This window comes from [Borrelia] tanukii, from assembly GCF_030439725.2.
GTDB lineage: Bacteria > Spirochaetota > Spirochaetia > Borreliales > Borreliaceae > Borreliella > Borreliella tanukii.
Genome location: NZ_CP124034.1, coordinates 494,147 through 516,526, shown reverse-complemented (window position 1 = coordinate 516,526; position 22,380 = coordinate 494,147). Strand labels below are relative to the sequence as shown.

General features: G+C 30.7%; 36 protein-coding genes. 2 read left to right on the top strand and 34 right to left on the bottom strand.

Translation table 11 applies throughout. From position 1 onward, the window contains the following. Nucleotides 1–18: 18 nt before the first annotated feature. Genes QIA27_RS03075 through der form a run of 3 tightly spaced genes read right to left on the bottom strand, consistent with a single transcriptional unit; the run spans nucleotide 19 to nucleotide 3,259 of the window. Nucleotides 19–705 carry an HAD family hydrolase gene (locus QIA27_RS03075; protein ID WP_301353801.1) on the bottom strand — a complete coding sequence of 229 codons (687 nt, stop codon included), beginning with the start codon at nucleotides 703–705 and terminating at the stop codon, nucleotides 19–21. Continuing rightward, on the bottom strand, nucleotides 702–1,961 hold the full coding sequence (locus QIA27_RS03070; RefSeq protein WP_301403576.1) for a hypothetical protein: 1,260 nt from the start codon (nucleotides 1,959–1,961) through the stop codon (nucleotides 702–704). Before QIA27_RS03070 ends, QIA27_RS03075 begins: the two co-directional genes overlap by 4 nt. After that, the gene (gene der / locus QIA27_RS03065; RefSeq protein ID WP_301353799.1) at nucleotides 1,958–3,259 is read right to left on the bottom strand and encodes a ribosome biogenesis GTPase Der; all 1,302 of its coding nucleotides are present in this window, start codon (nucleotides 3,257–3,259) and stop codon (nucleotides 1,958–1,960) included. The genes QIA27_RS03070 and der overlap by 4 nt, the downstream gene beginning before the upstream one ends. A gap of 86 nt (nucleotides 3,260–3,345) precedes the next feature. Between der and QIA27_RS03060 the strand changes: the two genes are divergently transcribed. Then, nucleotides 3,346–4,092 (top strand): GerMN domain-containing protein, encoded by a 747-nt coding sequence (locus QIA27_RS03060; protein WP_301353798.1) that lies wholly within the window; start codon nucleotides 3,346–3,348, stop codon nucleotides 4,090–4,092. Here QIA27_RS03060 and QIA27_RS03055 read toward each other — a convergent pair. From QIA27_RS03055 to tuf, 31 genes are all read right to left on the bottom strand, one after another. Continuing rightward, nucleotides 4,089–4,880, bottom strand: a complete 792-nt coding sequence (locus QIA27_RS03055; RefSeq protein WP_301353797.1) for a TlyA family RNA methyltransferase — start codon at nucleotides 4,878–4,880, stop codon at nucleotides 4,089–4,091. The genes QIA27_RS03060 and QIA27_RS03055 overlap by 4 nt on opposite strands. After that, nucleotides 4,861–5,649: a TIGR00282 family metallophosphoesterase gene (locus QIA27_RS03050; RefSeq protein ID WP_301353796.1), complete on the bottom strand. Its 789-nt coding sequence runs from the start codon at nucleotides 5,647–5,649 to the stop codon at nucleotides 4,861–4,863. The genes QIA27_RS03055 and QIA27_RS03050 overlap by 20 nt, the downstream gene beginning before the upstream one ends. After that, nucleotides 5,639–7,171: a ribonuclease Y gene (gene rny / locus QIA27_RS03045; protein WP_301403575.1), complete on the bottom strand. Its 1,533-nt coding sequence runs from the start codon at nucleotides 7,169–7,171 to the stop codon at nucleotides 5,639–5,641. Before rny ends, QIA27_RS03050 begins: the two co-directional genes overlap by 11 nt. Before the next feature lie 72 nt (nucleotides 7,172–7,243). Then, the gene (gene rplQ, locus QIA27_RS03040) at nucleotides 7,244–7,615 is read right to left on the bottom strand and encodes a 50S ribosomal protein L17 (RefSeq protein ID WP_301353794.1); all 372 of its coding nucleotides are present in this window, start codon (nucleotides 7,613–7,615) and stop codon (nucleotides 7,244–7,246) included. A gap of 21 nt (nucleotides 7,616–7,636) precedes the next feature. After that, nucleotides 7,637–8,671, bottom strand: coding sequence for a DNA-directed RNA polymerase subunit alpha (locus QIA27_RS03035; RefSeq protein ID WP_301353793.1), 1,035 nt, complete (start codon nucleotides 8,669–8,671; stop codon nucleotides 7,637–7,639). 17 nt (nucleotides 8,672–8,688) lie between these two features. Then, complete coding sequence (rpsK, locus tag QIA27_RS03030) at nucleotides 8,689–9,081, bottom strand: 30S ribosomal protein S11 (RefSeq protein ID WP_006068548.1); 393 nt, start codon at nucleotides 9,079–9,081, stop codon at nucleotides 8,689–8,691. Between the two features lie 27 nt (nucleotides 9,082–9,108). Beyond that, nucleotides 9,109–9,486, bottom strand: coding sequence for a 30S ribosomal protein S13 (rpsM, locus tag QIA27_RS03025; RefSeq protein ID WP_301353792.1), 378 nt, complete (start codon nucleotides 9,484–9,486; stop codon nucleotides 9,109–9,111). A gap of 17 nt (nucleotides 9,487–9,503) precedes the next feature. Beyond that, the gene (gene rpmJ / locus QIA27_RS03020) at nucleotides 9,504–9,617 is read right to left on the bottom strand and encodes a 50S ribosomal protein L36 (protein WP_004790059.1); all 114 of its coding nucleotides are present in this window, start codon (nucleotides 9,615–9,617) and stop codon (nucleotides 9,504–9,506) included. 12 nt (nucleotides 9,618–9,629) lie between these two features. Beyond that, nucleotides 9,630–10,934: a preprotein translocase subunit SecY gene (gene secY, locus QIA27_RS03015; protein ID WP_301353791.1), complete on the bottom strand. Its 1,305-nt coding sequence runs from the start codon at nucleotides 10,932–10,934 to the stop codon at nucleotides 9,630–9,632. A 12-nt stretch (nucleotides 10,935–10,946) separates the two neighbouring features. Then, the gene (gene rplO / locus QIA27_RS03010) at nucleotides 10,947–11,384 is read right to left on the bottom strand and encodes a 50S ribosomal protein L15 (RefSeq protein WP_301386409.1); all 438 of its coding nucleotides are present in this window, start codon (nucleotides 11,382–11,384) and stop codon (nucleotides 10,947–10,949) included. Next, nucleotides 11,377–11,688: a 50S ribosomal protein L30 gene (gene rpmD / locus QIA27_RS03005; protein ID WP_301386408.1), complete on the bottom strand. Its 312-nt coding sequence runs from the start codon at nucleotides 11,686–11,688 to the stop codon at nucleotides 11,377–11,379. The genes rplO and rpmD overlap by 8 nt, the downstream gene beginning before the upstream one ends. A gap of 3 nt (nucleotides 11,689–11,691) precedes the next feature. Further along, nucleotides 11,692–12,189 carry a 30S ribosomal protein S5 gene (rpsE, locus tag QIA27_RS03000; RefSeq protein WP_301353786.1) on the bottom strand — a complete coding sequence of 166 codons (498 nt, stop codon included), beginning with the start codon at nucleotides 12,187–12,189 and terminating at the stop codon, nucleotides 11,692–11,694. A 12-nt stretch (nucleotides 12,190–12,201) separates the two neighbouring features. After that, nucleotides 12,202–12,561, bottom strand: coding sequence for a 50S ribosomal protein L18 (gene rplR, locus QIA27_RS02995; RefSeq protein WP_301353784.1), 360 nt, complete (start codon nucleotides 12,559–12,561; stop codon nucleotides 12,202–12,204). An 18-nt stretch (nucleotides 12,562–12,579) separates the two neighbouring features. Next, a complete protein-coding gene (gene rplF / locus QIA27_RS02990) occupies nucleotides 12,580–13,122 on the bottom strand; it encodes a 50S ribosomal protein L6 (RefSeq protein WP_301353783.1) in 543 nt (180 codons plus the stop codon). A 16-nt stretch (nucleotides 13,123–13,138) separates the two neighbouring features. After that, entirely contained in the window at nucleotides 13,139–13,537 is a 399-nt protein-coding gene (gene rpsH / locus QIA27_RS02985) for a 30S ribosomal protein S8 (protein ID WP_301353782.1), read from the bottom strand. A 9-nt stretch (nucleotides 13,538–13,546) separates the two neighbouring features. Beyond that, nucleotides 13,547–13,732, bottom strand: a complete 186-nt coding sequence (locus QIA27_RS02980) for a type Z 30S ribosomal protein S14 (protein WP_301353781.1) — start codon at nucleotides 13,730–13,732, stop codon at nucleotides 13,547–13,549. A 17-nt stretch (nucleotides 13,733–13,749) separates the two neighbouring features. Further along, nucleotides 13,750–14,298 carry a 50S ribosomal protein L5 gene (gene rplE / locus QIA27_RS02975; protein ID WP_301386405.1) on the bottom strand — a complete coding sequence of 183 codons (549 nt, stop codon included), beginning with the start codon at nucleotides 14,296–14,298 and terminating at the stop codon, nucleotides 13,750–13,752. A gap of 5 nt (nucleotides 14,299–14,303) precedes the next feature. Continuing rightward, a complete protein-coding gene (rplX, locus tag QIA27_RS02970) occupies nucleotides 14,304–14,609 on the bottom strand; it encodes a 50S ribosomal protein L24 (RefSeq protein ID WP_004792665.1) in 306 nt (101 codons plus the stop codon). 14 nt (nucleotides 14,610–14,623) lie between these two features. Next, nucleotides 14,624–14,992: a 50S ribosomal protein L14 gene (gene rplN / locus QIA27_RS02965; protein ID WP_002557079.1), complete on the bottom strand. Its 369-nt coding sequence runs from the start codon at nucleotides 14,990–14,992 to the stop codon at nucleotides 14,624–14,626. A gap of 27 nt (nucleotides 14,993–15,019) precedes the next feature. After that, the gene (gene rpsQ, locus QIA27_RS02960) at nucleotides 15,020–15,274 is read right to left on the bottom strand and encodes a 30S ribosomal protein S17 (RefSeq protein ID WP_301353779.1); all 255 of its coding nucleotides are present in this window, start codon (nucleotides 15,272–15,274) and stop codon (nucleotides 15,020–15,022) included. A gap of 3 nt (nucleotides 15,275–15,277) precedes the next feature. Further along, on the bottom strand, nucleotides 15,278–15,478 hold the full coding sequence (rpmC, locus tag QIA27_RS02955; protein WP_301353778.1) for a 50S ribosomal protein L29: 201 nt from the start codon (nucleotides 15,476–15,478) through the stop codon (nucleotides 15,278–15,280). A gap of 2 nt (nucleotides 15,479–15,480) precedes the next feature. Then, nucleotides 15,481–15,897, bottom strand: coding sequence for a 50S ribosomal protein L16 (gene rplP / locus QIA27_RS02950; protein ID WP_004789534.1), 417 nt, complete (start codon nucleotides 15,895–15,897; stop codon nucleotides 15,481–15,483). Nucleotides 15,898–15,901: 4 nt separating this feature from the next. Next, nucleotides 15,902–16,777, bottom strand: coding sequence for a 30S ribosomal protein S3 (rpsC, locus tag QIA27_RS02945; RefSeq protein ID WP_301403574.1), 876 nt, complete (start codon nucleotides 16,775–16,777; stop codon nucleotides 15,902–15,904). Between the two features lie 3 nt (nucleotides 16,778–16,780). After that, nucleotides 16,781–17,143 (bottom strand): 50S ribosomal protein L22, encoded by a 363-nt coding sequence (gene rplV / locus QIA27_RS02940; RefSeq protein WP_301353776.1) that lies wholly within the window; start codon nucleotides 17,141–17,143, stop codon nucleotides 16,781–16,783. A gap of 7 nt (nucleotides 17,144–17,150) precedes the next feature. Beyond that, on the bottom strand, nucleotides 17,151–17,429 hold the full coding sequence (rpsS, locus tag QIA27_RS02935; RefSeq protein ID WP_002557073.1) for a 30S ribosomal protein S19: 279 nt from the start codon (nucleotides 17,427–17,429) through the stop codon (nucleotides 17,151–17,153). 9 nt (nucleotides 17,430–17,438) lie between these two features. Continuing rightward, a complete protein-coding gene (rplB, locus tag QIA27_RS02930; RefSeq protein WP_301386403.1) occupies nucleotides 17,439–18,272 on the bottom strand; it encodes a 50S ribosomal protein L2 in 834 nt (277 codons plus the stop codon). Nucleotides 18,273–18,293: 21 nt separating this feature from the next. Further along, on the bottom strand, nucleotides 18,294–18,590 hold the full coding sequence (rplW, locus tag QIA27_RS02925) for a 50S ribosomal protein L23 (RefSeq protein ID WP_301353773.1): 297 nt from the start codon (nucleotides 18,588–18,590) through the stop codon (nucleotides 18,294–18,296). Between the two features lie 20 nt (nucleotides 18,591–18,610). Further along, nucleotides 18,611–19,240 (bottom strand): 50S ribosomal protein L4, encoded by a 630-nt coding sequence (rplD, locus tag QIA27_RS02920; protein WP_301353772.1) that lies wholly within the window; start codon nucleotides 19,238–19,240, stop codon nucleotides 18,611–18,613. Between the two features lie 9 nt (nucleotides 19,241–19,249). Further along, entirely contained in the window at nucleotides 19,250–19,870 is a 621-nt protein-coding gene (rplC, locus tag QIA27_RS02915) for a 50S ribosomal protein L3 (protein WP_301353771.1), read from the bottom strand. A 35-nt stretch (nucleotides 19,871–19,905) separates the two neighbouring features. Then, nucleotides 19,906–20,217, bottom strand: a complete 312-nt coding sequence (gene rpsJ / locus QIA27_RS02910; RefSeq protein WP_002557068.1) for a 30S ribosomal protein S10 — start codon at nucleotides 20,215–20,217, stop codon at nucleotides 19,906–19,908. Between the two features lie 56 nt (nucleotides 20,218–20,273). After that, the gene (tuf, locus tag QIA27_RS02905; protein ID WP_301353770.1) at nucleotides 20,274–21,458 is read right to left on the bottom strand and encodes an elongation factor Tu; all 1,185 of its coding nucleotides are present in this window, start codon (nucleotides 21,456–21,458) and stop codon (nucleotides 20,274–20,276) included. A gap of 487 nt (nucleotides 21,459–21,945) precedes the next feature. On the opposite strand from tuf, the gene QIA27_RS02900 reads away from it, so the two are divergent. After that, a complete protein-coding gene (locus QIA27_RS02900; protein ID WP_301353769.1) occupies nucleotides 21,946–22,335 on the top strand; it encodes a hypothetical protein in 390 nt (129 codons plus the stop codon). The last annotated feature ends 45 nt before the right edge of the window (nucleotides 22,336–22,380 follow it).

The following is a 22,380-nucleotide window of genomic DNA, read 5'->3' as shown; positions in this document are numbered from 1 at the left end:
AAATATTTTACCCATATTCTATATATTCAAACGTATATATTCCCTTAAGTCTTTATAATCATGAAAAATAAAATCAATCATCCCTTTGCAATTTATACTCTTTTTTGAAAAAAAAGCTGCTTTCATTGAAACATTTTTAGCACCTAAAATGTCATACTCATAAGAATTCCCTACATACAAAATATTATTACTACTTAAATTCAAATCCTCAATAACTTTTAAAAAAGGTACTTTATGTGGTTTTAAATATCCAGTATCTTCTGAGGAATAAAGAATATCCCAAAAACTGTCTTGAATGCCCAATAAATTTTTGACACGATCCAAAATAGGAAAGTCTGACATTACACCCAATTTTATTCCCTTAAATTTAAGCCAATAAATTAAATCTTGAACCCCACGATATGGCTTGAGCTTTTTAAACTTATCGCTAAAATTTTGACTGTAATATATTTTATTTAATAAAAAAGCACACCGATTCCCATCAAGATTTAAATACTGAGAAAGCATTTTAACCTGAAGGGAAAATAATTCATCTCTATTTGAAGGCAAAAATTGATTATTTTGTAAAATTCGTATTTTTTTTCTAATCTGTTTAAAAGCTAAAAAAAACTTGAAATTAGTTAAAAATTCAAAAAACATTAATTTATTTCTATCCACCTCAGGATATAAGGTGCCATCTAAATCAAATATTACAGCTTTAATCATGATGATTGATTAATTGCCTTTATAGGTATAGGCACTATCGATAAATTTTCAGGAACCTTAACTCTAACTAAATGAATATAAGATTTTGGATATCTTTTTTGAAGAGACTGAATTGAAGTCTCAGCATTAACCTCATTAACAGAAACTCTAAAAATCCTATTTTCATCAAGAAATGGAAGAAACAAAACAACATGTTTATGAAGCACCATATTTGATAAATTGTCGACACCTGTGCTAATAGATCCAAAATAAATATACCCAGGCTCATCTAATGCCAAACTATATAATAAAAACTCTAAATTTTCAATTTTATAGCCACGATTGTCAATATAATCAAAAAACTTAATATTATTGACATCATTTTCCTTAACTTTAGATAAATTTAAATTCACATTAATATTATTTATTCTATAGGCAATATTACGAATCCAATCAAGACCAAAAAAAGGATCCTTATTAAATTCCTGACTTTTAGTAAAAACAGTGCCTCTAACTCCAATATGCTTAAGCTTAAGATCATCAATTTTTAAAAGTCGTCCCGTAATTGATTTATAAATCGAATCTGCTACCCATTTAACAAATCCTGAACAATTAAATCCCACAGGATCTTTTTGCAACAACCCAGTTTCTATATGTACCATTTTGCCATATTCATCCATTGCACCATCAACAACCTCAGCAATAGGAAAAGATGCAAGAGCTTTCCTTAAATTAACTGCCATATTAGAAATATTTTGATAAATATCAAAATATTCAGGAATAAAATACCTAAAATCAATAACTTTACCAATATAATTTATTATATTGCCAAGAGAAATTACTGCAATATCTTCAATCTTAAAAGGCAATTTAACGTCTTTATAAATTAAAGTATTTACTAAATAAAAATCAGCACTAGAATAAAATTTTGCAGACTTTATCCTAATAAACGTATCACCTCTGTTTATAAAAAATATTTTTATCTGTTCAATACCGTCTTTGCCCACTTTAATTACATAAGACCCTGGGAAAATATAGTCCACATTCTTTTTTTTATTAAAAAAAGAATAGTAAACATACTCAGAAGAAACTGCACTTGAAACTTCAATGTAATAATTTTCTGCAATAAAATGCTTTATTGGACTTATTTTTTTTTGCACATAGCTTGAATTAAAATATTTTGAATACTTAGTCCTTATATCAAAATCATAAAAAAAACTCTCAAGCGCAAACAGATTTAGACTCTTAATTATTAAGAACAAAAATATATATTTCACTTTAAATCTCTTATTTTCTCCCTCAATTCTACTAAAATTGGAATATTTTTATACCCAATTTTACGCAAATTATTTACTAAATAATTATAGTAAGAATTTGGAAAATTTTTTATTTTATTTGCAAAAAGAATAAACTTAACAGGATTAGAACTAACTTGTGTAATGTATTTTATTTTATGAGAAATATTTAAATGATAATCTTTGATCCACAAATTCAACATTCTATTTAAATCTGGGGTACTGGTTTTAAACTCAAGCTGATCTTTTAACTTAAAGGCTTCTTTAAAAAGAGAATTCAGGCCTATCTTTTTATGAACAGAAATTCTAAATATAGGAGCAAAATTTAAAATAGGAAAAAAAAATTTCACACGACTCTTTAAGGCTTCAAAATAACCTTTAGATTCCTCCACAAGATCCCATTTACTAAATACAATAATAATTCCTTTCCCTTTTTTAGCAACATAATGGGCAATCTTTTTATCCTGAGAAGTCAATTCTTCTTTAACATCAATCAATAAAAACACAATATCCACCATGTCGATTACTTTTAATGCCCTATTAACAGAATAATATTCAACAATTTCATTTACCCTTGCCCTTCGCCTTATCCCAGCTGTATCAATAATCTGAAAAACTTTCCCATTTCTAGTGAACTTAGTTTTAATAAAATCTCTAGTAGTACCGGGTTGATCTGAAACAATTGAAATTTCATTTCCAGATAAATAATTAATAAGAGTAGATTTGCCTGAATTGGGCTTGCCTATAATCCCAACCTTAATATCAACTTCATCCTCAACATTAGCTTCGCCAACTTCTACTTTTAAAAAATCTCTAAGCTTAGCAATGCCTCGGCAATGAACTGCACTAACTAGAAAATAGCGCTTGAACCCTAAATTATGAAATTTATAAGCTAAAAATTCCTTATCTTTAGTATCTACTTTGTTTAAAACCAAAATTACCTTATCAGTATATTTTCTCAGTTTTTCAATAATCTGATAATCTTCAAGTAAAATTTCATTAACATCTAAAACCAATAAAATTAAATCAACTTTTTCTAAAGAGCTTAAAACCTTTTGCACAACAATTTTGCTAATCTCATCTTTTAGGATCGTAAACCCACCAGTATCAATTAATTTAAAACTAAAAGATCCAACCTTACAAACCTCTTCAACTAAATCCCTAGTAACACCGTAAGTACTCTCAGTAATACTTCTTTTTGTATCTAAAATTCGATTAAATAAAGCAGATTTCCCAACATTTGGTCTACCAACAATAAGAACCTTTTTATAACTAAGCAAAGAAAAAACACCTCTTTATTTATTCCGATATTTCCATTATAATATCAAATATTAGTATTTATGCCAATTGCACATGAGTGTTTATATTGAAAAGAAAAAAAAGTTCAAGCTCAACAAAATCAGACATACTTTTAATTTTAATTGCTATTATTTTAACAATAATTAGCGCACTATTAATAATCAAAAATTCGCTTATTATGCATATTTTTAAGGAAAAAAATAACGATAACGGTTTATTTGAATCAAGTCAAACACAAGATAATAAGTTAATTGAAGCTAAAAAAACCACCAAGAAAAATACAAATATAAAAATACTCAAAAATGAAAATTTTTTAATCCAACCACCAGAAATAAAAAAACTTGAAGAAGAACTCAAGCAAAATCAAAGAAATAATAACCTTAAAAACAAAAAATTTATTAAACTTTATTTTATAAAAGTTACCCCAGAGGGATATTTTTTAAGACAAACTGTCAAAAGAGCTATATATTACGACAAAAATATTCTTGAAGAAACATTAAAATCTTTAATTAAAGGGCCAAATGAATACGAGCTAAAAAATAATTTTTTAAGTTTAATTCCTATAAAAACTAAGCTATTAAACTTAAGCCTAAGCGAAGGAATTGCCAAAATAAACTTATCTAAAGAATTTTATGAAAATAGTTTCGGAATTGAGGGAATAATTAATCAAATCGCTCAAATAACCTTAACATGTCTTGAAATTAAAGGTATTACTGGAATAATTTTAACAATAGAAAATAATCCAATAATACTTGAAGAATTAAACTTAAATTTCTCAGGAATATTAAATAAAAAGACTTTAGATAAATATTAAAATTCAATATTGCTAAGCAATTGCATAGAGCTCGCAATATTTAAAACACTTGATCTAGCAACTAAAAACATAAATTCTTGATTGCCTTTTTTACCCTTGGTTTTTAACCTTAATATATTTTTAACTTGTAATTTATTTTTATAAAACTTTTCAATTACATTTTGCAAAATTATCTTCAAATACTTCCCATTCACAACCCCACTAAAATTTTCTATATCTAAATTTAAACTTTTAAACTCAAACTGGGGCTTGATCAAAACTATAATAAAATTATCAGAAAGTTTATCTATTAAATTTACACATATACTTATTGATGATCTAAAAGAAACATCTACAACAGCAAAATTAGGCACAATTTTAAATTCTGTAACATCAAAAATATTAGTTCTCTCTAAAACTTTAACTCTTGGATCAATTCTCAATTTATAAGAAAGTTGATTAATGCCCACATCAATTGAATAAACAAAATTGGCACCATACTGCAGCAGACAATCAGTAAAACCACCGGTTGAAGAGCCAACATCAACACAAATTTTATTTTTAACTTCGATCTCAAAATATTTAAGAGCTTCTAAAAGCTTATAGCCTCCCCTTGATACAAATATTTGACAAACATTATCAACCAAATCTATTTTACTTGTTTTGTTTATTAATATTTTAGGGTTTTTTTCTTTATGAGAATTTACATATACATTGCCCGTTAAAATCAAAACCATTAATTCTTTTCGTGTTTTTTCTGGATACCTTTTACAAAGTATATTTAATAAATTATTTTTGAATCCTTTCAATTTTTAAAGCACGACCTGTCTTTAAATTAGAAGTAATAATAACTCCTTGTAAAATTGTGTCATCTTCTACAACTTCAGCTCTTAAAGGGGTGTATTCAAGCAAACTTTTAATAGAAATATCGGGATTAAATCCTATTACAGAATTCAATCCCCCTGTCATTCCAACATCACTAATATAAGCTGTCCCTTTTGATAATATTCTTTCATCTTTAGTCATAACATGAGTATGAGTACCAACCACACCTGTTACAAAACCATTTAAAAAATATCCAAAACTTTCTTTTTCATAATTACTCTCAGCATGAAAATCTACAAAAATGGTTTTAACCTTATTACTTAGCATATTAACCAATTTCTTTGCATTATCAAAAGGATTTTTAACAATAAAATTCATATTTAAAACCCCCTGAACATTAATCACAGCAATCTTTTCATCTCTAATAGTAAAAAAACAATAGCCATGCCCATCTAACAAATCTGAGAAATTATTTGGCCTTAAGATATACATCTGCTTATTTAGGTAGTCATTTATTTTACAATTAGAATACACATGATTACCTGTCGTAATAACATTAACACCCGATCTAAAAAGATTATTTGCTATTTTTGGAGTTATTCCAAAACCATTTGACGAATTTTCTCCATTAGCAATTACCAAATCTATTCTATATTTATTCTTAATATTTTTAAGATTAAAAAAAACTTTTTTTAATCCACTCTCGCCTATTATATCCCCAATTATCAAAGTTTTAATAGTGCTATCTTGCATATTCAATAACTCTGGTTTCTCGAATAATTGTAACTTTAATTTTCCCAGGATATCTCATTTCAGTTTCTATCTTCTTAGCAATATCTCTTGCAAGTACAATTGATTTTTCATCATTAACCAAGGCATTGTCAACAATAATTCTAACTTCACGACCAGCTTGAATCGCATAACATTTTTGAACACCTTCAAAACTATAAGCAATGTCCTCAAGTCTTTTAAGTCTATTTATATAGTTATTTAAACTTTCCCGCCTTGCTCCAGGGCGAGATGCAGAGATAGCATCTGCTATTTGAACAACAATAGCCTCAAGACTCTCGGGTTTCACTTCATTATGATGCGCAGCAATAGCATTAACAACAATTTCGCTCTCTCCGCAACTTTGAGCAAGTTCAGCACCAGTAATAGCGTGTCCCTCGCTATTATCAGAAATACTTTCCATCCCCTTGCCAATATCATGCAAAAGGCATGCTCTTTTTACTACAATGGGGTCTAATTTCATCTCTTTAGCTAAAATTTCTCCTATTATAGCCGTTTCTTTCGAATGGCTTAAAACATTTTGACCATAACTACTTCTAAAATAAAGCCTTCCCAGTCCTCTAATAAGTCTCTTATCAAGCCCATGTATATTAAGATCAAAAACTACTTTCTCACCTTCTTCTTGAATAATGCTATTTATTTCATTGGTAACATTATAGACAACTTCTTCAATCCTAGCAGGATGAATTCTACCATCTGTAACAAGTCTTTCTAAGGTCCTCTTAGCAAGCTCTTTTCTTATTGGATCAAAACAAGATATAACAACAGCTTCGGGAGTATCATCAATAATGATATCGGCTCCTATTAAAGTCTCAAGAGCCCTAATATTGCGCCCCTCTTTGCCTATAATCCTCCCCTTCATCTCGTCATTAGGCAATTCAACAGAAGCTACTGTAAACTCCGAGCTTACCTCTGTAACAATGCGCTGCATGGTAGATACTAAAATATCCTTTGCGACTTTATCTGCTAATAACTGAGCTTCCTGTTCACTTTTATTGATAATAACTTGAGCATCTCTTTTAGACTCATGCTCAACCTTTTCAATTACAATTTTTCTTGCATCTTCTCTTGTAAGACCAGAAATACTCTCCAATTTTTTAACAAGATCGGCCTCTTTTTCTCTTATTAGTTTTTCTTTTTGTTCAAATTCTTTAATTTTAAAATCAACTCTAGACTGCTGTTTATCAAGAGCAGATATTCTCTTATCTAAGGTTTCTTCTCTTTGTAATAATCTTTTTTCCAGATTAACAATCTCATTTTTTCGATCTCTTATATCCCTATCTTGCTGGTTTTTTTCTTTAAGCATTTGAGATTTTGCATTAGCAATAATTTGCTTTCTTTCATTTTCTATCTCTAATTGTGATTCTACCCTTACTTTTGTCAGATTTTTTTCTAAATCTAATAAAGACAATCTACCTAAAAAAACTCTTACTAAAAATCCTAATATAAAGCCAGCAAAAATAGAAGAAAAAATAATATATATCATATCATTTAACTCCTATGCTGTTTAAAAGCAATTTAAACTTTAATCTTTAAAACAGTGTGCTAAAATTATCAATTATTCAACTTTTAAAGGCTTTTCAACTAATTCTAGAATAGCCATTTCAGCCGCATCTCCATATCTTTTCCCTAATTTAATCATCCTAGTATACCCACCACTTCTTTGTCTAAAAACAGGAGAAATTTTGGTAAACAGCTTATTCAAAATATACTTATCATGTATAAATTTTGATAATTCTCGCCTATTATGCACAGTATCAACTTTTGCCTTTGTAATTAATCTTTCAGAAAATCTTTTAACTTCAAACAACTTTGCCTTGGTAGAAGAAATTTTTTCATGTTTTAAAAAAGAAATTACCATATTTTTTAAAAGTGCTCTCCTGTGACTAGATTTTCTACCTAACCTATTAAAACCCAATTTTGTTTTCATGTAACAACCTAAGCTCTCCTTTTATTCAGATATTTTAACATTCTTACTCAATACAGATAAAGCATCTTCTTTAGACATTCCTAAAAACAAGCTATAAGAACCAAGTTTTTCAATTATCTCTTCTAAACTTTTTTTCCCAAAATTTCTCGCCTTAGAAAGCTCTTCTGCATTTTTACTAATCAGTTCTCCTAAAGTTCTAACATTTTCTTTTGCTAAACAATTTAAAGACCTAACTGACAAATCCAATTTCTCAATACTCATATCAAGTAAGTTATAACTTTCTGATTTTGATTTCTCAAAAGATGTATTAACATTATCTTCGAAATCTACAAGGGGAAACAAAAACTCTCTTACTATTGATGCGGCCTTTTTTATCGCATCTTTGGCAGAAATAACACCTGTAGTCCAAATTTCCATTACAAGCTTGTCATAATCTGACCTTTGACCAACCCTAGTATCTTCTACAGAGTATGAAACTTTCTCTATAGGCGAAAATATAGAATCTAAAGCAATAACATTGACTTCTTCTAAATACTTAGAATTTTGCTCAGAAGACACATAGCCCCTACCATAATTAATTTGAAATTCAAGGTCTAAATTCGCATCATGTGACAAAGTAGCTATAACTAAATCTTTATTAAAAACCTCAATTCCATCTCTTTCAAAATGAGAAGCTTTCAAAACATTGGTTTCTTTGCCGCTAACATTAAAGCTTATTGTCTTTCTTTGCTCCCCTTCTCCAAGTTTCAAATGTATATTTTTAATATTAGCAATGACCTCAAGAGTATCTTCAGAAACCCCAGGAATCAAATCGAATTCACTTGAAACAACCTTTGACGAAGAGTCTTTATTATTAGACTGAACTCTCATAGCGGTAATCGCATACCCTTCAATAGAAGAGAGCAACACGCGCCTTAAAGTATTGCCTATAGTAACCCCAAAACCTCTTTCAAAAGGATATATCGTAAATTTACCATAAGATCCATCATCTTGGCTTTTCAAAAATTCAATTTTTTCAGGTATAGTGAAATCTTTCAAAAATTTTTCCACAGGCATTCAATAACTCCTTCTAGCTAAACTCGTCTGGTTTTTTTCGGTCTGCATCCATTATGAGGAATAGGGGTAATATCTGAAATTGATTTTACAGTCATTCCAGTCGAACCAATAGCTCTTATTGCAGATTCTCTGCCAATACCTGGTCCTTTTATATACACATGAACATAATTAATTCCAAAATCTCTCACTTTATTTAAAGCAGATTCTGCTGTTATTTGAGCAGCATATGGAGTCGATTTTTTAGCTCCTTTAAAACCCATCCCACCAGCACTTGCCCAAGCCAAAGCATTCCCCTTTATGTCAGATACAGTAACTATGGTATTATTAAAAGTAGCTTGTATATAAACGTTTCCCTCTCCGATATTTCTTTTAATTTTTTTTTTGCTATTAGTTGATAATTTTGCGCTCAACTTGCCCTCCAAATCTTAAAAACTATTTTATTTGCTAGCTATTTTCTTATTAGCTACAGTCTTTCTTTTTCCTTTTCTAGTTCTTGCATTCGTTTTAGTTCTCTGTCCTCTCAAAGGCAATCCTTTTCTATGTCTAACACCCCTATAACATGCTATATCCATAAGTCTTTTAATAGACATAGCAACCTCACTTCTAAGTTTTCCTTCTACAACATAATCACTCTCAATTACCTTCCTAAGTCGATTAACCTCATCATTATCCAAATCTTTAGCAATTTTACTTGGAGAAATACTTGACCTATTACAAACTTCCAAAGCCCTTGTTCTACCTATACCATAAATAGAAGTAAGCGCTATTTTTAATTGTTTATTACTTGGTAAATCTATTCCTGATATTCTAGCCATCTTATTTCCTTTAATTTTTACTTTTGTCTTTGTTTGTGCTTTAAATTATCACAAATAATCCTTAATACACCTTTTCTTTTTATGACTTTACATTTTTCACAAATTGGCTTTACACTTGCCCTAACCTTCATAGTCAAACACTCCTAAATTTTTTGCAAAAATGCATAATTCTTTTTATTTCTATGAGAAAATCCCTGAGTTTTCAAATAAGCATCAATATGAATTAACGTATCAAGCGCAACTCCTACCATAATAAGTAAAGAAGACCCTCCCATTATCCTAGAAACATCATGCGGAAATCTAAAAATATTTTGCACTAAAAATGGAATAATTGCAATAATTGACAAAAAAATAGATCCCGAAAATAAAGTTTTATTCATAATTTCATCTAAATATTTTTCCATCTCATCAGACTTTATTCCAGGAATAGCGCCCCCATTCTTACGAATATTATTACTTATATCTTTAGGACTTAACTGAATTTTAGAATAAAAATACGTAAATCCGATTATCAAAATTACATTCAAAAAAGTATAATAAAACCCGTTAGGCCTTAAATAAGATAAAACTTGCCTGGCTATAGAAGAAGTTTCTGCAAAACCACTTAAAATTTGTAAGGGCAAAGTAATTAAAACAGAGGCAAAAATAACGGGCAAAACACCCGATGGATTTAGTTTGATTGGCAAATAGGAACTAACCGTACTATTAGAATTTGCCCTAGCATAATGAATAGCAATTCGCATTTGAGCTTTATATTCATATATAATCAAGATAACAACTAAAATAAATATACTTATAACAAGTATCACAAAAACAGGATTAACATTTTGAGAAGGATCCTGCATACTTTGGAATAAGTTAAACAACGCTGCTTGCAGTCTAACCACTATGCCAGAAAAAATTATCAAAGATGTTCCATTGCCCACACCTCTTTGATTAATTTGCTCTCCAAACCACAAAAGAATAAATGTTCCTGTAGTAACTGTTAAAATAGCAATAAATATATATCTATAAAAGGGAATAGTAACAGCGCCCGGAATACCCTTAGCATAAAGACTTGTTGCATATCCTTGAACTACAGCTGCAACTATTGTTAAATATTTTGTATATTTTTTAGTTTTTTGTCTCCCACCATCACCCTCTTGCATCTTTTTCAAAGAAGGAAAAGAATAAACAAGAAGCTGCACAATAATGGATGCTGAAATGTAGGGCCCTATACTAAGCATAAATATAGAAAAATTACTAAAAGCTCCACCTGAAAAAAAATCAAAATAATTAGCAATTGAAAAATCTGATTGCGATTTGAAATAGCTTTTAAGCGCTACAGAATCTATTCCTGGTATCGGCAAGTACGAACCAACTCTAAAAAGAAAAAGAATAAATAAAGTAAACAAAAACTTATTTCTCAAATCCTTAATAGTAAATAAATTAAAAAACAACTCTTTCATTTTTATTCCAATTTAAACTAATTTAATAGTACCACCAATTTTCATTACAAGGTTTTCAGCCGATTTAGAAATTTTAGAAACCTCTAAAGAAACTTTTTTTGTAAGATTGCCATTAGACAAAATCTTTATTTTTTTATTTTTCTTTCTTATAAGTTTATTTTCAAGTAAAGTATCATAGTTGACCAATTGTCCATCCTTAAATTTTTTATCTATATCTCCCAGATTAACAATTGTATATTCCAATTTATAATCACTATTAGAAAAACCTTTCCTTGGCAATCTTCTATAAAGAGGAGTTTGGCCACCTTCAAATCCAAGTCTTGGTGAAGTATTTCTTGCTTTTTGGCCCTTTTGACCTCTCCCAGAAGTTTTACCAAGTCCTGAGCCTGGACCTCTGCCAACAATTTTACGTCGCTTACTAGCACCCTTGGGCTTTAATAGGTTATACATTACTTACCTCGCTTAATAAAATCATATTAATAGTCTCATTAAGCATGCCCTTAATAGGTTCATTTAAAAAATGAACCTTTTTATCGCCTATTTTATTTAAACCCAATGCTTTTAAAACTTTGACCTTTTTATTTAATTTTCCAATAAGACTTCTTACAAGAGAAACTTGCACATTAATATTGTTTTTAGAAATAATTTCCCTATTCTTTTCCATTCTTTTAATAAAAGATTTATTTTTAGATCTGGACCTTGAAGCATTAAACCTAGCTTTCTTTAGCTGTAATCTTAATTTCCTTTTAATCATATATTAACCCCATAAAGTTTTAAAAGTTTTTCCCCGCATCTCTGCTACTTTTTCAGCATCCAAAACTAAATCAAATGCCTTAAAAGTTGCCTTTACTACATTCATAGAATTATTAGAGCCAAGAGATTTGCTCAAAATATCATGCACCCCTAAAGCCTCCATTACAGCACGAACAGGGCCTCCTGCAATAACACCAGTACCATGAGTAGCTGGCTTGATTAAAACTTTAGCTTTTTTAAAACAACCAATAACCTCATGCGGTAATGTTCCTTTTCGAATAGGAACAAATCTTAAATTTTTCCTAGCACTTGTTAAACTTTTTTTTATTGCATCACTAGCATCATTAGCTTTGCCAAAACCCCAACCAACATGTCCTTCTCCATCTCCAACAACCATGAAAGCAGCAAAAGAGAATCTTCTCCCTCCCTTAACAACCTTAGTAACTCTGTTGAGTGATATTAATTTTTCTATCTGCTTTCTCTGAGCCTGAACATCTACCATAAATACACTCCCTTAAATATTAATACCAAACTCTCTCAAAGAAGTTGCAAAACTTGCAATAAGTCCGTGATATTTATAACCATTTCTGTCAAAAATAAGACTATTTATATTTTTTTCCTTAAGCCTTTTAGCAAGAACTTCTCCAAGTTTTTTCACATCATCAATATTTTTGCTTAAATTAAGACTTTTTTCAATAGTAGAAATACTTGCAACAGTATGCCCCTTACTATCATCTATAACTTGCGCATAAAAATACTTATTAGATTTAAATATAGTAATTCGCGGTCTGTTAGCTACTCCACGCCCTATTTTATTCTTTATTCTTTTTTTACGCTTAAGCTTTCTCTGTTCTGCTTCTTTTATTTTTTTCATAACTACTTAACCTAAAATTTATTTTTTCACACCAGATTTTCCAACTTTTCTTCTAATAACTTCATTATCATACTTAATGCCCTTCCCTTTATATGGCTCTGGTTTTTTTAAACTTCTAATTTCAGCAGCAACCTGACCAACCTTAAACTTGTCTATTCCCTCAACAGAAATTTTAGTATTGCCATCAAGCTTTACATTAATACCATCTGGAATAACATATTCAAACTGAGTTGAATAACCAAGACTTAAAAAAAGGCTATTGCCTTGTTGCTCTGCCCTATACCCTATGCCATTTATAGTAAGAGACTTGGAAAATCCTTCGGTTACTCCTTTCACCATGTTAAAAATCAAACTTCTGTAAAGACCATGGTAAGCTTTTGCTTTTTTATCATTAAAAACTCGATCAACAATAACGCTACCATTTTCGACTTTAACTTTAATACTGTCTTTTATATCTTGAACTAATCTTCCCCTAATACCTTCAACTATTACCAAATTATCTTTAACATCAATCTTAACAGTATCTGGAATTTTTATTGGAAGTCTTCCAATACGTGACATATATCCCCCTATTAAACTACCAAACTGAGCAAATCAACTCACCACCGATTTTTTTATCTTTAGCTTCCTTACCGGTAATAACACCTTGAGAAGAAGATATAATTAATATTCCATATCCATTCTTTATTCTTGGCATCTTTTTATATGAAGAATAAATTTTTCTACCAGGAGTGGAAATGGCATCTATTTTGTTTATAACAGGATTTCTTTTGTTATCATACTTTAACAAGACTCTAATAAAAGCAATTCCTTCTTTTTCTAAAAAACTAAAATCCTTGATATAGCCCTCTTCTTTAAGAATGTTTAATATTGATTTATTCATATTAGACATCTTTAAGTCTACAGATCCATGCTTAACTCTACTTGCATTTCTTAATTTAGTTAGCATGTCCCCTACTGAATAAGTAATCGCCATAAAATCCCCTTACCAACTTGATTTTGAAACGCCAGGAATCAATCCTTCAGACGCATACTTTCTAAAACATATTCGACACATACAAAAATCTCTCAAATATCCTCTTGGACGACCACACAACTTACATCTATTATTCTGCCTTGTCTTATACTTAGGCTTTCTTGAAGCCCTAATAATCATTGATTTTTTAGCCATATACCTTATAAATCCCTTTAATTACTAAACGGCATTCCAAATTTCAAAAGCAAAGCTTTACTTTCTTTATCATTTGAAGCTGTTGTCACAATTGTAACATTCAAACCAGATATTCTCTCTATTTTATCATAGTCTATCTCAGAAAATATTATTTGCTCCGTTATCCCAAAAGAATAATTTCCATTACCATCAAAAGCATCGCCATTAATTCCCCTAAAATCCTTAACCCTTGGCAATGCCAAATGAATAAGCTTATATAAAAATTCATACATTACATTGCCTCTAAGTGTAACTTTAGCACCTATTTCTTGTCCTTGTCTAATTTTAAACCCGGCTATTGCTTTTTTTGCTTTTGTCTTTACAGCCTTTTGACCAGTAATCTGAGCAAGCTCTAAAACCGCAGAATCTAACAACTTCTTATTCCTAACAGCCTCACCAACACCTACAGAAATTACTATTTTCTCAAGCTTGGGAACTTGCATTATAGATTTATATTCAAATTCCTTAACAAGCTCTTTTATAACAATGTCTTTATAATATTTCTTCAATTCAGGAACATAATTCATAAACTCTATATCCTTTGTCCATTTTTCTTAAGATATCTTATTTTCTCATTATTTTCAAATCTAATACCTAATCTTGAAGAAGTTCCTTTGATAAATATCATCACATTTGAAATATCTATAGCGGCCTCCTTATCTATTATTCTACCTTTTTCTTGGGGTGTCCTAGCTTTAATAACTTTTTTAACCATATTGCAAGATTCAACAATAACTTTATTTTTTTTTCTATTTATACTAGCAATCTTGCCTATTCGTCCCTTATCTTTTCCAGAAAGAATTTTTACGCTATCACCTATCTTCAACTTTGTCTTCACAAAACCCCCTTTTGCTATATCACCTCTGAAGCCAATGATACTACCTTCATAAAATTAGCATCCCTAAGCTCTCTTGCAACAGGTCCAAACACCCTTTTACCTCTAGGGCTCAAATTAGCATCAAGTATTACGCAAGCATTATCATCAAACCTAACATAAGTTCCGTTCTTACGTCTTACTTCTTTAGAAGTCCTGACAATTACAGCTTTATAAACATCTCCTTTTTTAACAGAAGAATTAGGAATTGCTTGTTTTACTACAATAGTTATTATATCTCCAATTTTGGCATAACGCCTCTTACTACCACCAAGCACTTTAATACATTGAGCCACCTTGCCACCAGTATTATCGGCAATTGTCAAATAAGTTTGCATTTGAATCATAATCAACCTCCTATAGAAAAATCAAAACTATTTTAATTTTTCTAAAACCTCAACAAGAGCCCATCTTTTATCTTTACTAATAGGTCGAACCTCAATAATTTTTACCTTATCGCCAACCTTTGAAACTTCTTTATCATCATGTGCTTTGACTTTCTTGCTAACCTTTAAATACTTATGATAGATTGGGTGCATCTTTCTTTGAACAATTTCTACTACTATAGTCTTAGACATCTTGTCACTAACAACTCTGCCAATTAATTCTTTTTTATTTTCTCTTGCCATATTTTAAACCTTTCTAATACCTAATTCATATTCACAAATCATTGTATTAAGCCTTGCAATATCACGTCTAATCTCTCTTTTCTTTAAAGGATTTTCAACATGACCAACAACGGATTTAAATCTTAAATCAAAATATTCTTTCTTTAATTCCAGCCTTTTAGCTTTCATGTCCTCAAGAGTAAAATTCTTAAAATTTTTTAACATAATTACCTCAAATCTCGCCTTACAACAAACATGGTTTTTACTGGAAGCTTAGAACTTGCAAGTGACATAGCCTCTTGCGCAAGCTCCTCCACAACTCCAGCCATTTCAAACATAACAGTGCCAAGCTTAACAGGAGCATTCCAATGATCAACACCCCCTTTACCCTTGCCCATTCTGGTTTCAGCTGGTTTTTTAGTATAAGGAATGTCAGGAAATATTCTTATCCAAACTCTTCCACCTCTTTTTATTTTACGAGTCATTGCAATACGAGCAGCTTCAATTTGACGAGCAGTAATAAAATTTGTTTCCAAAGAAACAAGTCCATATTCACCAAAAGAAATTTTATTGCCCTTCTGAGCCTCTCCAGACAATCTTCCTCTCTGTTTTTTTCTATATTTAACCTTTTTGGGACTTAACATCTAATTATCCTCCAATATTCTGCTCATTAGAATCTACTCTTTCTTTAGAAAAAGGCGAACTAAGTTTATTTAAAAGACCCGCTTCGTCTTTAGATAATCCATCTTTTTTATTTAAACCTCTAGTTTGCTTTTCATTAGCCTTCTCTCTACTATTTGAAATTTTATCAAAATTTTTGACAGCCTCGCCTCTTTCCCTAAAAGGCTTTCTATTTATTACCTGACCAGCATCAGAATTGGTTTGTCTACCTAAAACTTCACCTTTAAATAACCAAACCTTAACTCCAATAATGCCATAAGTAGTTTGAGCTTCAGAAAACCCATAATCTATATTAGCTCTAAGAGTATGCAAAGGAACCCTACCTTCCTTAACTTCAAAGCTTCTTGCAATCTCAGCACCACCAAGTCTACCGGCAATCTTAATTTTTAACCCTTGAGCACCTTTTAACATAGACGTAGAAAGAGATGATTTTAGAACCTTCCTATAAGACACTCTATTTTCTACTTGCTTTGCAATCCCATTAGCAATAATTTGGGCATCAAGCTCTGGTCTTTTAACCTCTTTAATCTTAATACTAATTTTTTTAGAAATTTTTTTAGTTAACAATTGACCAATCTTTTCAAGATTAGAACCTTTAAGACCTATCACAGAACCGGGCCTTGGAGTAACAATTACTACTGTTACTTTTTGAGGATTATTTCTAATTATTTCTATATCAGAAATATCAAATTTAATCCCTTTGAGAAACTTCATAATTTCTAGTCTTATTAAAAAGTCTTCATGAAGAATTGTAGAATACAATTTTTTATCAAAATACCATTTTGATTTCCAATCCTTATTAATTTTTATCCTTAAGCTATATGGATGTACTTTTTGGCCCATGCTTTATCCTTTAATATCTTTTTTTTCATCAACTTCAACAAAAATATGACAATTTCTATTAACAAGCCTATCAGCCCTACCTCTAGCTCTAGGCCAAATCTTTTTACGACGACGCCCATCATCAACCATGACCATTTTAACAAATATCATATCCTCGGAAAGATTTTTATTATGATACATTGCATTTGACGCTGCTGATTTAACTACTTTTTCTAAAAGCTTAGCTCCTTTATTAGGCATAGAACAAAGCACCGCAATAGCTTTAACATAAGACTTCCCTCGTATATTGTCGGCTATTGGCCTAACTTTTTTTGGAGAAGAGGGTAAATTTTTGCCCCTTGCTGTATATCTTCTATTTACCAACATAACTACTTTACTTCCTTCCCTTTTTATCTGACTTAGCATGTCCTCTAAAAATCCTTGTAGGTGAAAATTCGCCAAGCTTATGCCCCACAAGATCCTCAGTAATATAAATAGGTATAAAAGTCTTTCCATTGTAAACAGATATAGTAAGACTTACCATTTCAGGAATTATTGTTGAAGATCTGGAGTAAGTTTTAATAACAACTCTCTTCTCACTTCCAAAAGATGATAAAACTTTTTGATAAAGACTCTTTTCTATAAAGGGTCCTTTTTTAATAGATCTTGCCACTACACTCTCCTACTTATTTCTTCTTTTAATAATAAATTTATCTGAATATCTCTTCTTCTTGCGAGTCTTATAGCCTTTAGTAGGCTGTCCCCAAGGAGACACGGGATGGCGACCTCCAGAAGTTTTTCCTTCACCACCACCATGAGGATGGTCAACAGGATTCATAGCAACACCTCTAACCTTAGGTCTTCTACCAAGCCATCTACTTTTACCAGCTTTCCCTATAGAAACATTAACATAATCTTCATTTCCAATCTCACCAATTGTTGCAATACATTTTTTGAAAATTAACCTCATTTCACCAGACGATAATTTTACAGTGACATAATTCCCGTCAGAAGCAAGTATCATAGCATACCCGCCAGCACTTCTTACAAGTTGCCCACCCTTTCCTACGTTAAGCTCAATATTGTGAATAGTTCTTCCAATAGGAATGTTTTCAAGAGGCAAAGCATTACCAATTTTAATTGGGGCATTCGGACCACTTTCCAAAACATCTCCAACCTTAATGCCTTTTGGAGAAATAATATATCTTTTTTCTCCGTCTTTATAAACAAGCAAGGCTATATTAGCGCTTCTATTTGGATCATATTCAATAGAAGCAACTCGAGCAGGAATGCTAAATTTATCTCTTCGATTAAAATCAATCAACCTATACTTTCTCTTATGCCCACCACCTCTTCTCCTAACAGTAATCCTACCAGAAGAATCTCTGCCTGATTTAAATTTTTTACCTTTTGTTAAAGATTTCAAAGGATCATTACCTTTGCTTAAATCATCAAAAGATAAAGTCGTCTTATAGCGCAAAGAAGAAGTTTTTGGCTTATAAGTCTTAATACCCATATTTATTTTTCTCCAAAACCACTAAAAAATATCTATTTTATCTTCCTTTTTGAGATAAACATATGCCTTCTTCCATGAAGAAGTTTTCCCCTTACCTATAGGATATCCTCTTCGAGACACCACAACCTTGGCTTTACTTTTAATATTAAGCAAATTACACGATACTGGAGTAACATTGAAAAGTTCTTTTATTGCTGCACCAACCTCTTTTTTATTTGCTCTCTTATTAACCTTAAAAACATAAACATTAATACTTTCTCTTTGAGTATTGGTTTTTTCAGTAAGCATAGGTGAAATTATTATATCATAAGCTTTCATACTTATCCTCAACATCTTTTTTATTTAACGTAAAACTCATTGAGTTTGTTAACAGCAGATTCTAGGGCTATTAAATTCTTTGCATAAAACAAATCAACAACTCTAAGTTTATCAAAAGACAAAATCTTTAAATCTCTTATATTTTTACCAGCCCTTTTGATCATTTGATCATCATTACCTAAAAGAATAACCACTTTACCATTGAAACTTGCAAAATTCTTTATTATTAAAGCAAGATCTTTTGTTTTTCCCGATTCAATATTAAAATTCTCAATAACTTTAAAACTATTTTCATCAGCAGCACGTAAACTTAACACAGACTTAAATGCAAGCCTTTTTACTTTTTTAGGCAATCTATAGCTATAATCTCTAGGTTTTGGCCCTAATGCTATACCTCCGCCAATCCAAATTGGGTTTCGCTTTGTACCCACTCTAGCTCTACCAGTTCCTTTTTGCTTCCAAGGCTTTTTAGAACTACCTCTGACCTCTGATCTGGTTTTAGTTGAAGATGTTCCAATCCTAAGATTAGACAACTCATTTTTTATAGCATTATAGATAGACCCATGACTAATTTCTATATTAAAAACTCTATCATCCAAATTTATAGTTCTAATCTCTTTCCCATCCTTAGAAAAAACTTTTCTTTCCATACTAAATACCTACTTTTTAGATTTCTTAACAACAACAAAAGAACCCTTAGCACCAGGTACAGCCCCTTTTACTAGAATAGCTCTCTTTTCTTCATCAATTAAAACAACTTCAAGATTTTGAATAGTTTGTTGATTTCCACCCATTCTACCAGCCATTTTGGTCCCTTTAAATGTTCTTGCGGGAGTAGTAGCTTGTCCTGTTCCACCAAGATGTCTATGGAATTTTGATCCATGAGAAGATGGCCCACCACTAAAATTATGCCTTTTCATAGCCCCTTGAAAACCTTTACCCTTAGTAGTACCTGTAACATCTACATACTTAACTGACTTAAAAACATCAACCTTAATCTCATCACCAGCATCATATCCATCAAGATCCTTAAGCTCTATTACATATTTTTTAGGCTCAATATCTTTTAAACTTTTATACTGGCCTTTTATGGGCTTTGAAACTTTAGAGCTTTTAAGATCAACAGAACCTGCTATAAGAGCACTATAACCATCTCTATCAACTGTTTTCTTCCCTATAATATAATTGGGCTGAAACTCTATAACAGTAACAGGAACCACAATGCCATTTTTCTGAAATATCTGAGTCATGCCAACTTTTTTTCCAATCAATCCCAACATTAAAACACCTCAAATTCATATACTTAAAATATCATTTACTGTTTAATATCTACCTCAACACCTGCTGGAAGCTCTAATTTCATTAAAGAGTCCATTAAAGCAGAAGTGGGCTCTAAGATATCAATAAGCCTTTTATGAGTTCTCATCTCAAATTGCTCTCTTGACTTTTTATTGACATGGGGAGAACGTAAAACAGTATATTTTTTTATTTTCGTCGGCAAAGGAATTGGACCTTTAATCTGAGCCTTAGCCTTCTGAACAGCTTTAACAATAGATTCGGCACTCTGATCTAATATTTTAACATCAAAACTAAATAATCTTACGCGTATCTTATCTTTAGCAATCAATTTATTCTCCTAAACTTTAGGGAGTATTAAATTAAATATATCCCTAAAGTCTTAAACTATTCCAATATCTCAAGAATTCTTCCTGAGGCAACAGTTCTCCCACCTTCTCGAACAGCAAATTCTACATTTTTATCCATAGCTATTGAAGAGATCAGTTCAACAATAATATCAACATTATCCCCAGGCATAACCATTTCTTTACCTTCTAAAGCAACAACGCCAGTAACATCGGTTGTTCTAAAAAAGAATTGTGGCCTATACCCTGGGAAAAATGGCTTGTGCCTACCGCCTTCTTCTTTAGTCAAACAATAAATTGAAGCTTTAAACTTTTTGTGTGGAGTAATTGTACCTGGAGCTGACAAAACTTGTCCTCTCTCAATATCCTTTTTATCAACTCCTCTCAAAAGAAGACCAACATTATCTCCTGCTTGACCTTGTTCAAGAATTTTTTGGAACATTTCAACACCAGTAACAGTAGTTTTTCTGGTTTCTTTTATACCAACTATTTCAACTTCTTGGCCAACCTTAATAACACCCCTTTCAATACGCCCAGTAGCAACAGTACCTCTTCCTGAAATGGAAAATACATCTTCAACAGCAAGCAAAAATGGCTTGTCAATATCTCTTTCTGGAAGATCAAAATAATTATCCATAGATTCAAGAAGCTCTTTAACACATTTTGTAGACTCAGGATCTTCTGGATTTGACATAGCCCCAAAAGCCGAACCCTTGATTATTGGGGTCTCAGATGAAAAACCATATTTTTCAACAAGCTCTAAAACTTCAACCTCAACAAGTTCAACAAGTTCAGGATCTGCCAAGTCTAATTTATTTAAAAAAACTATTATTTTCTTTATTCCCATTCTTTGAGCAAGAAGCAAATGCTCTTTTGTTTGGGGCTCAGCACCACTATCAGCAGCAACTAAAAGTATCGCTGCATCCATTTGCGCTGCTCCTGTAATCATATTTTTTATATAATCAGCATGACCTGGACAATCCACATGAGCATAATGTCTATTAGCTGTTTCGTACTCAATATGTCTAGCATTAATTGTTATTCCCCTTGCTTTCTCTTCGGGTGCATTATCAATATCTTCATACTTTAATGCTTTTGCATCTTTATTTAATTTTGAACAATAAATACTAATAGCCGCTGTCAATGTTGTTTTACCATGATCAACATGTCCTATTGTTCCAACATTCATGTGCGGCTTTGTTCTTTGAAAAACTTCTTTTGCCATGATTAACCTCCTAAATTTCACGTTCTAAATAGCTACTTACATTTAATCTCTTTTAAAAATTTTAACAAATTCAATCTTATTAAAATAAGAAAATAGCTACAAATAATCAAAAAAATAAAAAATCTATTTTTAGAAATTGACCCGCACCGCGTGTTTTTCTAAAAAATTTTAATAGCTTTAAAATTTTACACATTTTATAAAATATAGTCAACACGATTTAACTTTTAAACTCAATCAATCTTACAACAATGGTATTAAGAATTAAAATGAACTTTATATCATTAAAGAAAAGCTCAAAATACTAAAAAATAAAGTTTAAAAACAACTATTTAACATAAAGAAATGTTCAACCAATACATTTAAAGCCATGAAATTCAAAAAAACAGTAAATAATTTTTGAAATCTAGTCATCAATTAAAATTGATCAAAAATCTTTATTTTATCAAAAAGATTAACACTAACCCAATAAAAAAATATAATAAAAATAATGAAAACTAAAAAATTTAAGCTTAAATTACTACCAATATTTACAATTCCGGGCATTTCAATTGTTGTTATGTCTTGCATGAAAACAAGCACAATAAAATCAAAAGAACATGCTAAAGAAATTACATATCTTATTAGCACTATAAAAACTAATAAAAAAGTAGAAATAGTAAACTATAAATCCGACAGCAAAAACAATCTAATAATTACTCTAAAAAACAAAAGTAATGATAATATAAATGCAAATTCATTAGCAATTTTTAAAGAAGGCAGCAAAACAGGTGAATTAATTAGAGAAAAACTCAATGGACTTGAGACCAAAACTTTTCATTTAAAAACTAAAATTAACACTAAAAGAAAAAACATATTATATATTTTTGAAAAACAATAACAAAGAGAAATGGTTTAAAACCAAATTTTCTTAAAATAAATCAAC

Coding starts and splice junctions, on each gene's coding strand:
- rplO (WP_301386409.1), bottom strand. CDS start 11,384: ATGTATAACCTATTAAAGCCCAAGGGTGCTAGTAAGCGACGTAAAATT.
- rpsM (WP_301353792.1), bottom strand. CDS start 9,486: ATGGCTAGAATATCAGGAATAGATTTACCAAGTAATAAACAATTAAAA.
- rplN (WP_002557079.1), bottom strand. CDS start 14,992: ATGATTCAAATGCAAACTTATTTGACAATTGCCGATAATACTGGTGGC.
- rplC (WP_301353771.1), bottom strand. CDS start 19,870: ATGTTGGGATTGATTGGAAAAAAAGTTGGCATGACTCAGATATTTCAG.
- QIA27_RS03075 (WP_301353801.1), bottom strand. CDS start 705: ATGATTAAAGCTGTAATATTTGATTTAGATGGCACCTTATATCCTGAG.
- rpmC (WP_301353778.1), bottom strand. CDS start 15,478: ATGTTAAAAAATTTTAAGAATTTTACTCTTGAGGACATGAAAGCTAAA.
- rpsQ (WP_301353779.1), bottom strand. CDS start 15,274: ATGGCAAGAGAAAATAAAAAAGAATTAATTGGCAGAGTTGTTAGTGAC.
- rplF (WP_301353783.1), bottom strand. CDS start 13,122: ATGTCACGTATTGGAAGACTTCCAATAAAAATTCCAGATACTGTTAAG.
- rpsH (WP_301353782.1), bottom strand. CDS start 13,537: ATGGCGATTACTTATTCAGTAGGGGACATGCTAACTAAATTAAGAAAT.
- rplD (WP_301353772.1), bottom strand. CDS start 19,240: ATGGAAAGAAAAGTTTTTTCTAAGGATGGGAAAGAGATTAGAACTATA.
- rplW (WP_301353773.1), bottom strand. CDS start 18,590: ATGAAAGCTTATGATATAATAATTTCACCTATGCTTACTGAAAAAACC.
- secY (WP_301353791.1), bottom strand. CDS start 10,934: ATGAAAGAGTTGTTTTTTAATTTATTTACTATTAAGGATTTGAGAAAT.
- rpmJ (WP_004790059.1), bottom strand. CDS start 9,617: ATGAAGGTTAGGGCAAGTGTAAAGCCAATTTGTGAAAAATGTAAAGTC.
- rpsE (WP_301353786.1), bottom strand. CDS start 12,189: ATGGTAGATGTTCAGGCTCAGAGAAAGCAGATAGAAAAATTAATATCA.
- rplQ (WP_301353794.1), bottom strand. CDS start 7,615: ATGAAAACAAAATTGGGTTTTAATAGGTTAGGTAGAAAATCTAGTCAC.
- rplP (WP_004789534.1), bottom strand. CDS start 15,897: ATGTTAAGTCCCAAAAAGGTTAAATATAGAAAAAAACAGAGAGGAAGA.
- QIA27_RS02900 (WP_301353769.1), top strand. CDS start 21,946: ATGAAAACTAAAAAATTTAAGCTTAAATTACTACCAATATTTACAATT.
- QIA27_RS03035 (WP_301353793.1), bottom strand. CDS start 8,671: ATGCCTGTGGAAAAATTTTTGAAAGATTTCACTATACCTGAAAAAATT.
- tuf (WP_301353770.1), bottom strand. CDS start 21,458: ATGGCAAAAGAAGTTTTTCAAAGAACAAAGCCGCACATGAATGTTGGA.
- QIA27_RS02980 (WP_301353781.1), bottom strand. CDS start 13,732: ATGGCTAAAAAATCAATGATTATTAGGGCTTCAAGAAAGCCTAAGTAT.
- rpsC (WP_301403574.1), bottom strand. CDS start 16,777: ATGGGCCAAAAAGTACATCCATATAGCTTAAGGATAAAAATTAATAAG.
- rplV (WP_301353776.1), bottom strand. CDS start 17,143: ATGTTGGTAAATAGAAGATATACAGCAAGGGGCAAAAATTTACCCTCT.
- rpmD (WP_301386408.1), bottom strand. CDS start 11,688: ATGATTAAAAGGAAATTAAGATTACAGCTAAAGAAAGCTAGGTTTAAT.
- rny (WP_301403575.1), bottom strand. CDS start 7,171: ATGATATATATTATTTTTTCTTCTATTTTTGCTGGCTTTATATTAGGA.
- QIA27_RS03050 (WP_301353796.1), bottom strand. CDS start 5,649: ATGCAAGATAGCACTATTAAAACTTTGATAATTGGGGATATAATAGGC.
- rplE (WP_301386405.1), bottom strand. CDS start 14,298: ATGAATTATGTTCCTGAATTGAAGAAATATTATAAAGACATTGTTATA.
- rplR (WP_301353784.1), bottom strand. CDS start 12,561: ATGAAAAAAATAAAAGAAGCAGAACAGAGAAAGCTTAAGCGTAAAAAA.
- rplB (WP_301386403.1), bottom strand. CDS start 18,272: ATGGGTATTAAGACTTATAAGCCAAAAACTTCTTCTTTGCGCTATAAG.